Genomic DNA, 12,875 nt, shown 5'->3' with positions numbered 1-12,875 from the left:
GAGAATATGACAGAAAATAAACAAACCATGGGGTTCCAGGCGGAAGTCAAGCAGCTGCTGCAGCTGATGATCCATTCGCTGTATTCGAACAAGGAAATTTTCCTGCGCGAGCTGGTGTCGAACGCATCCGATGCGGCCGACAAGCTGCGTTTCGAGGCGATCAATAACGACACCTTGTATGGCAATGACCATGAACTGAAAATTCACGTCAGCTTCGACAAGGAAGCCCGCACCATCACCATTTCCGACAACGGCATCGGCATGAGCCGCGAGGAGGCGATTTCCCACCTGGGCACCATCGCCAAGTCGGGCACCAAGGAATTCTTCGGCCGCCTGTCCGGCGACCAGCAGAAGGATGCCGCCCTGATCGGCCAGTTCGGCGTGGGCTTTTACTCCGGCTTTATCGTGGCCGACAAGATCACCGTTGAATCGCGCCGCGCCGGCCTGGACGCCAGCGAAGGCGTACGCTGGGAATCGGCGGGCGAGGGCGACTACTCGGTCGAGCAGATCGAGAAGGCCGGCCGCGGCACCGACATCATCCTGCACCTGCGCGAAGGCGAGGACGAACTGCTGAACGAGTGGAAGCTGGAATCCATCATCCGCAAGTACTCCGACCACATTTCCCTGCCCATCCTGATGAAGAAGGAAGGCGCCGAGGCGCCGGCCGCCATCAACCAGGCCAGCGCCCTGTGGGCCCGCAACCGGAACGACATCACCCAGGAACAGTACGAGGAGTTCTACAAGCACGTGTCGCACGATTTCGGCGCGCCGCTGACCTATACCCATAACCGGGTCGAAGGCCGCAGCGAATACACCCAGCTGCTGTACATCCCGGCCAAGGCGCCGTTCGACCTGTGGGACCGCAACAAGCGCGGCGGCATCAAGCTGTACGTCAAGCGCGTGTTCATCATGGACGATGCCGAGCAGCTGATGCCGACCTACCTGCGCTTTGTCAAAGGCGTCATCGATTCGGCCGACCTGCCGCTGAACGTGTCGCGTGAAATCCTGCAGGAGTCGCGCGACGTGAAGGCGATCCGCGAAGGCTCCACCAAGCGCGTGCTGGGCATGCTGGAAGAACTGGCCAATGCCGACGAGCAGGAAAAGAAGGACAAGTACGCCACCTTCTGGAGCGAATTCGGCCAGGTGCTGAAAGAGGGCATCGGCGAAGACTTCGCCAACAAGGACCGCCTGGCCAAGCTGCTGCGCTTCGCCTCGACCCATAATGAGGGCGAGGTGCAGGACGTGTCGCTGGAAGCCTATATCGGCCGCATGAAGGAAGGCCAGGACAAGATCTTCTACGTTACCGCCGACAGCTTCGCCGCCGCCAAGAACTCGCCGCACCTGGAAATCTTCCGCAAGAAGGGCGTCGAAGTGCTGTTGCTGACCGACCGCGTCGATGAGTGGATGCTGTCCTTCCTGAACGATTTCGAAGGCAAGGAGCTGCATTCCGTGGCCAAGGGCGGCCTGGACCTGGGCGCCATGGAAGACGAGGCGGAAAAGAAGGAACACGCCGAGACCGAAACCCAGTACCAGGAACTGGTTGGCAAGATGAAGGAAGCACTGGCCGACAAGGCCAAGGAAGTGCGCGTCACCTTCCGCCTGACCGATTCGCCGGCCTGCCTGGTGGCGGACGAACACGAACTGTCTGGCAACCTGCTGCGCATGCTGAAGGCCGCCGGCCAGGCTGCGCCGGAGTCCAAGCCCATCCTGGAAATCAACCCGCAGCACCCGCTGGTGACGCGCCTGAAATACGAGGACGCCGCCAGCGACAAGTTCAAGGACTGGGCCCACATCCTGTTCGACCAGGCGCTGCTGGCCGAAGGCGGCACCCTGGCCGACCCGGCATCCTTCGTCAAGCGCATGAACGAGATGCTGCTGTCGAAATAACTACTTTCGCGGGCGTTGCAAGGTGATGGCTGAAAACAGCAGCACCTTGCGCGCGGTGAAGTTAAACAGCAGGATCAATGCTCCCGCGTACAGCTTGGCCGTCAGGTAGGCAAAACCGAATACCTCGACGCCCAGGCTGATCAACAAACCATTCAGCACCAGTCCAGCGATTCCGATCGAGAAAAAAATCGCAAATTCGTGCTGCCAATGCGCTACCCGGCGGAAACCAAACACCCAGTGGATGGAGCACATGTAGTTGCAAACCATGCCGGCCAGGTAAGCCAGGCAGGCGGCGGCTACATAGTGCATGCCGGCAAACTGCACCAGAAGGTAGAGGGACAGGAAGTCCACCACAAAGGCCATGCCGCCAACGACTGTATAGCGCAGGAACTGGGCGATATTGCTCTGGGATTTATTGAGCATTATGGCTTACCTCCGCGCATCCGCGCACAGTCGTATAGATAATAGGTTTTATCGTAAGGCGCATCTTGCGCTTGCGCGACGGCCCCGCCCAATTGCGTCGTCAGCACGACAAAATCCAGAGCAGTATCGGCACAAACATATTGCAGGCCAGCGGCACTCGCGGCAGGCAGTGATTTGACCCCCTTCATTGCCTGCAGATTGTTTTGCACAATAAGGGAGTCCAGCCCGCCAAGCCTTTGTATGCGCTCCATGCGGCGCTTGCCTTCGATGGCGGTACCCTTGTTAAAGACGACGCCAATCATCTGTGCCACGGAGGCATAGCCGGAGCGCTGCAGCGTGAACCAGCTGACCAGTACATTGTTTTGCCAGTACACCACCGCATGCTGAGGGATCAGCGGCAGGAATGCAGCCTGCACCGCGAGTTTTCCTTCACGCGACAAGTCATATTTTCCTTTGCCGGGATAGGCCGCATAGAGTGCCGCATAGAGCAGGACGGCGAAAGCCAGGGAAAAGCCGCCCAGTTGCAACCCTTTGCGGTGGCTTCCGCACCAGCGCCAAACGACCAACAATAAGACGGTGCCAGCGGCCGCCCCTAAGCCGAAATTGAAAGCGTTCATGACCCATAAGACGGCCAGCCAGGAAGGCTCCGGCGATGAAATTTCTGCCGCGATTTCCTTCGTCGTGTGCGACACTTCCAGTACCCATGCGATCAGCAGCACTCCTGCACTGGCCAGTGCCACCAGGTTGCCCCAGCGCGGCCAGTGGACTGGCGGGCGCGGTACGTAATAGCAAAGGGCGGCAGCGGCGGACAATGCAATCGCGCCGCCGACGGTATTGCGCGTCAACGCCGCCAGGCAGAGCGCCAGCAGCAAGGCTTGGATGAAGCGTTCGCGTTGCCAGAATTGGCCGAGCAGCCAGGCCAGTGCAATCCAGGCGCAGAGTTGCGTCAGCCACAGCGCGCGCCATGGCTGGACCTGGATGATCAGCAGGTTGTCATAAATCCCGGTACCTATCCAGCACGCCAGCAGGGAGCCCCCGCCTAGCAGGGCGGTGCAGAGAAACAAGCGCGCAGCCAGTCCACTGGAGAGGCGCGCGGCGGCCAGCACCAGGCACAGGGCCACGAGAGTGCGGCTGATCCATTCGTGTGCCTCCCATGCCTTCCAACTCACCATCGGGGCGATCTGCGACACAACCGCAAACCATTCGGCGTCCATGCTGAGGGAGAGGCGATCAAATACGGGAAGTCCAGACCTTGTCGCAATCCACGCAGTGGCGGCGAACAGGGTCGATGCAGCGCCCAAGGCCCGCCACTTGCCCCAGAATAGGAACAGCATGCCTCCCATGATCGGACCGATGGCGATAAGGGGATGTAATACCAGCCCAGCAACCGCTGGCAGCATGCCCAGCTTGTAGCGTCCGCGTACAAAGCAGCCCAATGCAAGCATGCCCAGGCCTTCTACAAAGAGGCGCGGCGTAAGGAACGGTTCGCCCGTCTGGAAGACCTCTGGATCGGGCCCATAGCTGGCAGGCCATATCATGAGCATCGTCAGGCCTAGCCAGAACGAGAGACCGCCCAACATGGCGCGCAAAAGGAAAATGGCGGCGCCAACCCAAAGTCCGCTGCCGAGTGCTTGGAGCAGGAGCGCAGCGCTGTCCAGGCCAAACAATTTGATGAAGGTGGCGTACAGCGGACTGAATACAGTGAACGCGTCCTGCGATCCATATAGGAAGTACAGGTCGTTCTGGTAGTTCGCAGGCGATAAGCGGCGAAGTGCCTGCACGGCGTACAGGATGCTGTCGTGCCATAAGCCTCGCCAGGGGTGGCTGGCCAGCCATAGCGCAAGTATGGTCATGATGGTCATCGCAGTGCGATGACTGGAGGCGCCCGTGAGCGATTGCGGGCTGGCTGGCAGCTCGTGCGGGCTTTCCTGAGGGGCCTGGCGTTGGGGTGATTGCATTCCATGCTGCCATCGGCCCAGAAAATAGGCGGCGGCTGGAACAATTCTAATAGTGGAAAAAGCTCAGCGCTATTACTCATCAGCAAATCAGCCGCGAGTGTGGCGTGGAATCCTCAGTTAGCCGAATGCCCGTTCGATTTCCTGAACAAGCCCAACCGGAATTGGAAACCGCGCAGGACGAAGCAGTACGTTGCCGGTGAGCCCAGTGCCCAGCCAGGTCAGCAGCAGGCCGAGCACGCCCACGATGGCCAGACGGCCCAGGGCGCCCGGCGCTGTGCCTGACCGGGGCATGAGGCATTCTGGCAGGCACAGCTTTTTGTTGTTAAGATCGCTCAAGCCCATCGACAGGAACCCGGCATGTCAGACAGCTTCCTTGAAAGCAGTGCACTCCCGGAGCCGGCCTTGGCGGCGCGGCGCGGCTGGCTGCAGCTGGCGCCGCCGCTGCTGGTGCTGCTGTCAACTGCTTGCGGCCTGGCCGCCTGCTTCTTCTACGTCTTCAACCATGATGTGTCGTACCTGCTGCACGCGGCCGGAAGGTTGTTGCGCGGCGAGACGCTGTATGTGGATGTCATGGAGATCAACCCGCCGCTGATCGTGTGGCTCAACCTGCCCATCGCCTGGCTGGCGCAGCTGACCGGGGTTGGCGGTGAACAGGTGTTCCGGCTGTGTGTCCTGGCATTGGGACTGCTGTCGCTGGCCTGGTCGGCGCAGCTGCTGCGGGGCGCGCTGAGTCCGGGGCACTGGTGGAGCTGGCTGGCGGCGGGCAGTTATGTGGCGCTGCTGCTGCCGGGATATGAGTTCGGGCAGCGTGAGCACATCGTCTTCTTGTGCATCCTGCCCTACCTGGCGGAAGCGGCGCGCCGCTGCGGGGGCCAGGCGCAATCGCGCACCGTGCAGGCCGGCGTCGCGGCGCTGGCCACGCTCGGACTGGCGCTGAAGCCGCACTTCCTGCTGGTTCCGATGCTGGTCGAGGCGTTTGCCTTCCGGCGCGAGCGCCGGCTGGCCGTGGGCTGCCTGGTGGCGCTGGCGCTGTTGCTGGCGTACCTGGCCGCCGCCTGGCTGTTCGCTCCCCACTACCTGGAAATGCTGCGGGTCCTGGCCATCGGCTACTGGGGCTATACCGAAGGCTGGATGGTGTTCCTGGACGTGCCGTACTTTTACGTGACCTGCATCCTGGTGTTCCTGGCGCTGCTGGTGCGCGGTTTCGACTCGCCACTCAAGACCGTATTGGGCCTGGCGGCGCTGGGTTTTGTGCTGGCCGCCCTGGTGCAGCACAAAGGCTTTTCCTACCACTGGATCGCTGCCGTTTCCCTGGCCTGGATGCTGTTTGGCCAGGCGGCAGCGGCGGCGATGTCGCACCGCCATGCGGCCGTGATTCCAGCCATCATGCTGGCCGTGTCATTGCTGGCGCTGGCGGGGGCAGTCCGGCACGGCGGCACGGTCAACCCCTATCCGGCGCAGTTCGGGCCCGTCATCCGCGAGCTGGGCGGTGGGCCGGTCATCATCTTCTCCACCTGCCAGATGAATTTTCCGCTGGTGACCGAACCTGGCATTGGTACCTCGACGCGTATCCCGACCATGAGCTTTGTGCTAGCCATGCAGCGCTCCGGCCAGCAGAACGCGATACGCTGGGTCCACGCCACGTTTGCCGAAGACTTTTACCGTAAGCCGCCCCGGCTGTTGTTGCTGGAAACTGACGAGCAGGGCCGCCCCATCTTCGATTTCATCAATTATTTCAGTGCCGACGTGCCCGAACTGCTGGAGTACCGCGTGGTACACCGCTTGCCGCGCTTCCAGGTGTTGTCGCGGCGTTAGATTTGGTGAGACTTTAACCAGTTGTGGAACGGCATAATCGATGCAACTCCCGCATCCCGCGAGGATTGCATGACGGATGTCCGCAAGCTGCGTATCCTGATCGTCGATGACCAGAGCGCCCAGACCGGGGCCCTGTGCGATGTGCTGCGCCAATACCAGTATGAAGCCGAGGGTTGCGGCAGTGCCGAGTCGGCGCTGGAACGCTTGCAGGCGCAATCGTTCGACCTGATGCTGTCGGACCTGAACATGCCCGGCATGGACGGTATTGAACTGGTCAAGGCCGCCATGCAGCGCGACCCCGACCTGGCCTGCATCATCATGACGGGGGAAGGCAGCATCGCGACCGCGGTGCGCGCCATGCAGGCCGGCGCCCTCGACTACATCGTCAAACCGTTCAAGGCTTCCTCGCTGCTGCCGGTGCTGGCGCGAGCCCAGGCCACGCGCAGCCTGCGCCTGGCCAATGCGGAACTGGAACGCCAGCTGCGGCTAAACGTGATAGAACTGGCGGAGGCCAACCAGCGCCTGGAGCAGGCGCGCACGGCGGCCGAGCATGCCAACGCCGAGAAATCGCGCTTCCTGTCGAATATGAGCCACGAACTGCGCACGCCGTTGAACGGCATCCTCGGTTTTGCGCAAATCCTGGCGGCCGACAAGCTGCCGGCCACCCAGCTGGAAAAGCAGCGCTTCGCACGCAATATCGTTCAATCCGGCCAGCATTTGCTGAAGCTGGTCAACGAAATCCTCGACCTGGCGCGCATCGAGGCCGGCAAGGTGCCGCTGGCGATCGAGGCGGTCGACCTGCCCACCGTGCTGCAGGAGTGCCGCATGATGGTGACGCCGCTGGCCGCCAAGCACGACGTGAGCCTGGGTTTTGGCGCGGTGCCGCCGCTGCGCCTGCGGGCCGACCGCACGCGCCTGGTGCAAGTGCTGATCAACCTGTTATCCAACGCCATCAAGTACAACCGCGAGCAGGGCAAGGTGGCAGTGGCCTGCAGCGCAGCGGAGGGCCAACGCTTGCGCATCTCTGTGACCGATACCGGACCGGGGCTGGACGCGGACCAGCTGCAGCATATCTTCCAGCCGTTTAACCGGCTGGCGCGCGATGAGGCCGAAGAGGGCAGTGGCCTGGGCCTGGCGCTGACGCGGCGCGTGGTGGAAGCCATGCAGGGCTTTGTCGGCGTGGAGAGCAAGCCGGGGCAGGGTAGCACGTTCTGGATCGAGCTGCAGCTGGCGCCGGAAACGACGCAACTGGTGCAACATGCGTAGCCGCACCATGCAAATCCTGGCGCTGCTGTTCCTGCTGCTGGCAGTGGCGGTGGCCTGGCTGTGGCATCGGAACCGGCAGCCCGCGTCGCCGGCGGAGCCGCTGGTGATCGCCGCCAATACCGAATATGTCGGCACCTGCGCCGTGGTGGCGGCCCAGACGCGCGGCTATTTCGCGGCCCAGGGCTTGCAGGTCAAGGTGCTGCCTTTCTCGAGCGGCAAGGCGTCGCTGCAGGCGGTCCTGGACGGCAAGGCCGACGTGGCCACCGTGGCCGACATCCCGATCGTGTTCGCCGCCATGGACGGCCTGCCGGTCAAGGTGCTGGCCACCTTGTTCCGCACCGGCAAGGACCACGGCATCGTCGGCCGCCGCGACCATGGGGTGGTGACGCCGGCCAGCCTGAAAGGCAAGCGGATCGGCGTGTCGCAAGGCACCTCGGGCCACTTTACGCTGGACGTGTTCCTGAACTGGCAGCGCATGGAAGGGCGCGAAGTGACGATGGTCAATTACAAACCGGAAGAGCTGGGCCAGGCGCTGCAGCGCGGCGAGGTTGATGCGATTTCGGGTTGGGAGCCGTTCCTGGGCGCCACCGTCAAGCAGCTGGGCGATGCGGCGGTCAGCTTTTCCGGCGAACAGGCCTATGAAAGCATCTACAACCTGGTGGCACTGCAGCGCTTTACCAGCCAGCACGCCGCCGTCATCCCGCGCGTGCTGCGCGCCCTGGCCGAAGCGTCGGCCTACTGCGAGCGCGCGCCGCAGGAGCTGTACGGCGTGCTGCCGGCCACCGCCCATCTGAACCGCGACGAGGTGCTGAACGCCTGGCCGAACTACCACTTCGGGCTCGAGCTGGACCAGTCGCTGCTGCTGGCGCTGGAGGACCGCGCGCGCTGGGCCATCCGCAACCGCCTGGGCAGCTCGCGCGAGATGCCCAATTTCCTCGACAATATGTATCTGGAAGGCCTGGTTGAAGTGCGGCCGGCCGCCGTCACCGTCATCCATTAGAACGCCATGAAAATAATCACCCGCCTCAAATGGGCCCAGTGGCTGTGCCTGGCCGGCGTGGCGCTGGCGGTGGTGCTGATGCTGGGCGCCACGCGCCAGGTCAAGCTGGAGCTGATGCGCAACGAGCGCGCTGGCGAAATCGCGTCGGGCGTGGTATCGCTGCGCTACCTGTCGCTGGAATTTGCCCAGACCCAGGAGCGGCGCGCCAACGTGCAATGGCAGCTGCGCAAGGAGTCGCTGCAAGGATTGCTGCTGCGCGACGACGTGTTCCGCGGCCGCGAAGAAGAGCGCCTGCTGAACTCCCTGCAGCAGAACCTGCCGCTGCTGGCGCGCCATTTTTCCGAACTGGTGGTGGTGCGCCAGGACCTGCGCGACGCGCCGGACAAGGCGGACGTGCTGCGCCAGCTGGAAGCGCGCCTGTTCGGCCAGCTGATGGCGCGCACCCAGGCCATGATCGGCGATGCCGAACTGCTGGCCCGCCTGAGCCGGGAAGGGGTTCTGGCCGCGCAGCAGAACGCTACCGTGGTGGCGTCCGCCCTCGGCCTGCTGCTGGCCTTCACCGTGCTGGCCGCCCTGGCCTTGACCATCCGCAGCGTGGCGCACCCGCTGGAACGCCTGCGGCGCGGCGCCGAACAGGTAGGGGCGGGCAAGCTGGACTTCCGTATGAATCTGAAGGCGGTCGACGAGGTGGGCGACCTGGCGCGCGCCTTCGACAGCATGACCGAACGCCTGCGCACCACCACCGTCTCGCGTGATGAGCTGGTGCAAGCCAATGCCGCCCTGCACAGCGAAATGGCGGAGCGCCAGGGCGCCGAACTGAAAGTGCAGGCGCAGCTGGCCCGGCTCAGCCTGCTGCACCAGATGACGCGTTCGATCGGCGAGCGCCAGGATCTGCGCAGCATCCTGCAGGTGCTGGTGCGTAACCTGGAAGACCAGCTGCCGGTGGATTTCGCCTGCGTCTTCCTGCTGCAGGACGGCGTGCTGGAGGCCAGCTGCGTCGGCCTGGGCAACGCCCGCCTGCCGGGCGATGCGGCGCTGAAGGAGGGCGCCCAGGTGTCGATCGATAACAACGGCCTGTCGCGCTGCGTCAAAGGCCAGCTGGTGTATGAGCCGGATATCGGCGGTTCGGACTTCCCCTTCCCGCGCCGTCTGGCGCGCGGCGGGCTGGGTTGCCTGGTGCTGGCGCCGCTGCAGGCCGAAAGCGTGGTGTTCGGGGTACTGGCGGTGGCGCGCGTGGCGCCCAACGCGTTTTCCAGCGGCGAATGCGAATTCCTGCGCCAGCTGAGCGAACACGCGGCCCTGGCGGCGCGCCAGGCCCAGTTGTACGGCGCCTTGCAGCAGGCCTACCACACGCTGCATGCGACGCAGCAATCGGTCACCCGCGAGGAACGCTTGCGCGCGCTGGGCCAGATGGCGAGCGGCATTGCGCACGACATCAACAACGCCATCTCGCCGGTGGCGCTGTACACCGAATCGCTGCTGGAGACCGAAAGCGGCCTGAGCGCGGCCGGGCGCGGCAACCTGCAGGTGATTGCGCGCGCTATCGACGACGTGGCGGCGACCGTGGCGCGCATGCGCGAGCTGTACCGGCGCCGCGAGCCGCAGGTGGAGCTGGGCGCGGTCAGCCTCAACGTGCTGGCGCAGCAGGTGGTCGACCTGACCCGCGCGCGCTGGAGCGACATGCCGCAGCAGCGCGGCGTCGTGATCAATATGAAGCTGGAACTGGCGCCCGGCCTGCCGTCCATCATGGGGGCGGAACCGGAAATCCGCGAGGCGCTCACCAACCTGGTGTTCAACGCGGTCGACGCCATGCCGGACGGCGGCGCGCTGACGCTGCGCACCCGCAGTACCGGCGAGCATGTGCTGGTGGACGTGGTGGACAGCGGCGTCGGCATGGATGAAGCCACGCGCCGCCACTGCCTGGATCCCTTCTTCACGACCAAGGGTGAGCGCGGCAGCGGCCTGGGGCTGGCGACGGTCAACTCGATGGCCGAGCGCCACAGCGCCCTGGTGCAGGTGGAGTCGGCGCTGGGCGTGGGCACCACGGTATCGCTGGCCTTCCCGCTGCCGCAGGCGCACGCCAATATCCCGCCGCTGGAAGCGCCGGCCGCCAGCGTGGCCATTGCCGAACCGATGCGCCTGCTGGTGATCGACGACGACCCGGCGGTGCTGGCCTCGATGCGCTCGATCCTGCAGCGCGATGGCCACATGGTGGTGGCGGCCGATGGCGGCGCGGCCGGCATCGAGCGCTTCCGCATGGCGCAGGCGTCGAGCGAACCGTTTGACGCGGTGTTCAGCGACCTGGGCATGCCGCACGTGGATGGCCGCAAGGTCGCGGCCAGCATCAAGGAACTGTCGCCGGCCACGCCGGTGATCCTGGTGACAGGCTGGGGCCAGCGCCTGATCCCGGAAGGCGACGTGGACGCCAAGCCGGCCAGCGTGGACGAGGTGCTGAGCAAACCGCCGCGCGTGCGCGAACTGCGCGAGGTCCTGCTGAAAGTGAACAAGGTCGGGTATAGTCCCGTGCATGACCGATGAAATCACTTTCGCCGCGCACCGCCCGCGGCTGTTCGCCATCGCCTACCGCATGCTCGGCATCCGCGCCGACGCCGAAGACGTGGTGCAGGACGCCTGGCTGCGCTGGCAGGGCGCCGATACGCGCAGCGTGCAGTCGGCCGAAGCCTGGCTGGTGACGGTGGTGACCCGGCTGTCGATCGACCGCCTGCGCGCCGCCATCGCCGAACGCGAAGCCTACGAGGGCCTGTGGCTGCCCGAACCCCTGGTTGCCGTCGACGAGGAAACGCCGGAAGTGCAGGCGGAGCGCGCCAGCGACCTGTCGCTGGCCTATATGTGGATGCTGGAGCGCCTGGGGCCGGAGGAGCGCGCCGCCTTCCTGCTGCGCCAGGTGTTCGATTACGACTACGACGAGGTGGCCGAGCAGCTGGGCAAGTCCGAGGCGGCTTGCCGCCAGATGGTGAGCCGGGCCGGCGAGCGGGTGCAGAAAGGCCAGTCGCGCTTCGACGTGCCGGCCGGCACCCACCGCCAGCTCTTGCAGCGTTTCGTGGAGGCTGCGGCGAGCGGCGACAAGGCTGCCGTGCGCGTCTTGCTGGCCGAGGACCTGGAGCTGGTGGGCGACGGCGGCGGCAAGGTCAAGTCCTTCGGCATTGTCATTACCGATCCTGACAAGATTGCCGCGCTGTATGCCGGCATGCACAAGCTGGGTGCCATCGAATACCGCCCGGCCATGGTCAATGGCGAACCTGGCCTGCTGCGCTTTGTGGACGGCCAGCTGGAGTCGGCCCAGGGCTTCCTGAGCGACGGCCAGCGCATCACCGGCATCTATGTGGTGCGTAATCCCGACAAGCTGGCAGGGATTTTCCACTGAGCTGTCACAAAACGCAGGGCTGCTCCGTCTAATGGACAAGAAGGCCGCACAGTGCGGTCTTCACCATCAGACTGAAAGGATCCACCATGAGCACCCTGCGCTACAACTACTTCCAACTGTCCCAGAAATCGTTCCAGCACCTGCTGGCCCTGTCGAATGGCCTGAACCGCGAGCTGCTGGGTAAAAAGCTGGTCGACCTGGTCTTGTTGCGTATTTCGCAAATCAATGGCTGCGGTTTCTGCATCGATATGCACTACCAGGACTTGCTGAAGATGGATGTCGACCCGCGCCATGTGAACGCGGTCGCGGGCTGGCGCGAGGCGCCATTCTTCTCCGAACGCGAGCGCGCCGCGCTGGAATGGTCGGAACTGATCAACGCGATTCCGGTGCGCGATCCCGACGACGCAGCGTATGCCCGCGTGCAGCAGCATTTCTCCGCCGAGGAGATCGCAGAATTGGGCTTCGTGGTTGCGGTGATCCGTTCCTGGAATATGCTGAACGTGGCGGCGCGCAACCCGATCCCGCGTTAAGCCTCAGGCGCGCCGGCGCCGCAGCCAGAGCAGCGGCAGGCCGGCCAGCAGCAGGAAGGCCTGGGCCGGCTCTGGAATCGGCGCCAGGAAACCGCGGATTTCCCCCGCCGGATAAACCGACGAGTGGATGTTGAAGTAGGACGTGCCGGATCCCAGGGCTTCCAGCAGGGCCGCTTCCGCACCGGATGTGGTGCCGCCGTTATTGGTGATGAAGGTGGCGTTCCAGAACGAAGCCTGCGAGGTATCGAAGACGGCGGCGTAGCTGCCGCTGTTCACCCCGGACGGGAAGCCCGCAAACGTCGGCACCATGGTGGCAACGCCGGCCGCATCGACACCCGGAACGGCGGTGCAGCAATGGATGTGGGCGGCCCCGGTTGTGCCAACCAGGCCGCTGAAGCTGGACGAGATGCTCAGGTAGTGGGTGGCGATGTCAAAGACCACGGTCACGCTGCCGGTGCCGGGCGAGGCGTTCGGTGTGGCTTCCGCTGCACCGCTCAGGTTGGCGGTGTAGGTGGTGGGATCGGCTTGCGCGGCCGCGCTGCCGATCAGGAGGGCCAGTGCAACCAGCCCTTGGCGCAGATGAGTTTTCATAACGGCTCCTCGTAATCCCC

General features: G+C 64.3%; 11 protein-coding genes. 7 read left to right on the top strand and 4 right to left on the bottom strand.

All coding sequences use genetic code 11. The features are described from left to right. Positions 1-6: 6 nt before the first annotated feature. Positions 7-1,887, top strand: a complete 1,881-nt coding sequence (gene htpG, locus AAHE99_RS01865) for a molecular chaperone HtpG (RefSeq protein ID WP_342113802.1) — start codon at positions 7-9, stop codon at positions 1,885-1,887. Here htpG and AAHE99_RS01860 read toward each other — a convergent pair whose 3' ends face one another. The 3 genes from AAHE99_RS01860 to AAHE99_RS01850 form a co-directional block, all read right to left on the bottom strand. Then, a complete protein-coding gene (locus AAHE99_RS01860) occupies positions 1,888-2,310 on the bottom strand; it encodes a GtrA family protein (RefSeq protein ID WP_342113800.1) in 423 nt (140 codons plus the stop codon). Further along, the gene (locus AAHE99_RS01855) at positions 2,310-4,172 is read right to left on the bottom strand and encodes a hypothetical protein (protein ID WP_342113798.1); all 1,863 of its coding nucleotides are present in this window, start codon (positions 4,170-4,172) and stop codon (positions 2,310-2,312) included. Before AAHE99_RS01855 ends, AAHE99_RS01860 begins: the two co-directional genes overlap by 1 nt. Positions 4,173-4,385: 213 nt before the next feature. Continuing rightward, complete coding sequence (locus AAHE99_RS01850; protein WP_342113796.1) at positions 4,386-4,604, bottom strand: hypothetical protein; 219 nt, start codon at positions 4,602-4,604, stop codon at positions 4,386-4,388. 21 nt (positions 4,605-4,625) lie between these two features. On the opposite strand from AAHE99_RS01850, the gene AAHE99_RS01845 reads away from it, so the two are divergent. The 6 genes from AAHE99_RS01845 to AAHE99_RS01820 all read left to right on the top strand — a co-directional run bounded on the left by AAHE99_RS01845 (position 4,626) and on the right by AAHE99_RS01820 (position 12,264). Then, positions 4,626-6,083, top strand: coding sequence for a hypothetical protein (locus AAHE99_RS01845; RefSeq protein WP_342113794.1), 1,458 nt, complete (start codon positions 4,626-4,628; stop codon positions 6,081-6,083). A 69-nt stretch (positions 6,084-6,152) separates the two neighbouring features. Further along, a complete protein-coding gene (locus AAHE99_RS01840) occupies positions 6,153-7,349 on the top strand; it encodes a hybrid sensor histidine kinase/response regulator (protein ID WP_342113792.1) in 1,197 nt (398 codons plus the stop codon). Then, positions 7,342-8,349 carry an ABC transporter substrate-binding protein gene (locus AAHE99_RS01835; protein WP_342113790.1) on the top strand — a complete coding sequence of 336 codons (1,008 nt, stop codon included), beginning with the start codon at positions 7,342-7,344 and terminating at the stop codon, positions 8,347-8,349. The genes AAHE99_RS01840 and AAHE99_RS01835 overlap by 8 nt, the downstream gene beginning before the upstream one ends. A 6-nt stretch (positions 8,350-8,355) precedes the next feature. Then, entirely contained in the window at positions 8,356-10,887 is a 2,532-nt protein-coding gene (locus AAHE99_RS01830) for an ATP-binding protein (RefSeq protein WP_342113788.1), read from the top strand. Continuing rightward, positions 10,877-11,734, top strand: coding sequence for an RNA polymerase sigma-70 factor (locus tag AAHE99_RS01825; RefSeq protein WP_342113786.1), 858 nt, complete (start codon positions 10,877-10,879; stop codon positions 11,732-11,734). The genes AAHE99_RS01830 and AAHE99_RS01825 overlap by 11 nt, the downstream gene beginning before the upstream one ends. An 86-nt stretch (positions 11,735-11,820) precedes the next feature. Further along, on the top strand, positions 11,821-12,264 hold the full coding sequence (locus tag AAHE99_RS01820) for a carboxymuconolactone decarboxylase family protein (RefSeq protein ID WP_342113784.1): 444 nt from the start codon (positions 11,821-11,823) through the stop codon (positions 12,262-12,264). Positions 12,265-12,267: 3 nt separating this feature from the next. Here AAHE99_RS01820 and AAHE99_RS01815 read toward each other — a convergent pair whose 3' ends face one another. Beyond that, entirely contained in the window at positions 12,268-12,855 is a 588-nt protein-coding gene (locus AAHE99_RS01815; RefSeq protein WP_342113782.1) for a CHRD domain-containing protein, read from the bottom strand. Positions 12,856-12,875: the final 20 nt, after the last annotated feature.

The sequence above is a fragment of the Pseudoduganella sp. OTU4001 genome, assembly GCF_038440195.1.
Lineage (GTDB): Bacteria > Pseudomonadota > Gammaproteobacteria > Burkholderiales > Burkholderiaceae_D > Rugamonas.
This window is presented reverse-complemented; position numbering and strand designations above follow the sequence as displayed.

Excerpts from the sequence above, each read along its gene's own strand:
- htpG (WP_342113802.1), top strand. The coding sequence starts at position 7 with ATGACAGAAAATAAACAAACCATGGGGTTCCAGGCGGAAGTCAAGCAG.
- AAHE99_RS01860 (WP_342113800.1), bottom strand. The coding sequence starts at position 2,310 with ATGCTCAATAAATCCCAGAGCAATATCGCCCAGTTCCTGCGCTATACA.
- AAHE99_RS01855 (WP_342113798.1), bottom strand. The coding sequence starts at position 4,172 with ATGACCATCATGACCATACTTGCGCTATGGCTGGCCAGCCACCCCTGG.
- AAHE99_RS01845 (WP_342113794.1), top strand. The coding sequence starts at position 4,626 with ATGTCAGACAGCTTCCTTGAAAGCAGTGCACTCCCGGAGCCGGCCTTG.
- AAHE99_RS01840 (WP_342113792.1), top strand. The coding sequence starts at position 6,153 with ATGACGGATGTCCGCAAGCTGCGTATCCTGATCGTCGATGACCAGAGC.
- AAHE99_RS01835 (WP_342113790.1), top strand. The coding sequence starts at position 7,342 with ATGCGTAGCCGCACCATGCAAATCCTGGCGCTGCTGTTCCTGCTGCTG.
- AAHE99_RS01830 (WP_342113788.1), top strand. The coding sequence starts at position 8,356 with ATGAAAATAATCACCCGCCTCAAATGGGCCCAGTGGCTGTGCCTGGCC.
- AAHE99_RS01825 (WP_342113786.1), top strand. The coding sequence starts at position 10,877 with ATGACCGATGAAATCACTTTCGCCGCGCACCGCCCGCGGCTGTTCGCC.
- AAHE99_RS01820 (WP_342113784.1), top strand. The coding sequence starts at position 11,821 with ATGAGCACCCTGCGCTACAACTACTTCCAACTGTCCCAGAAATCGTTC.
- AAHE99_RS01815 (WP_342113782.1), bottom strand. The coding sequence starts at position 12,855 with ATGAAAACTCATCTGCGCCAAGGGCTGGTTGCACTGGCCCTCCTGATC.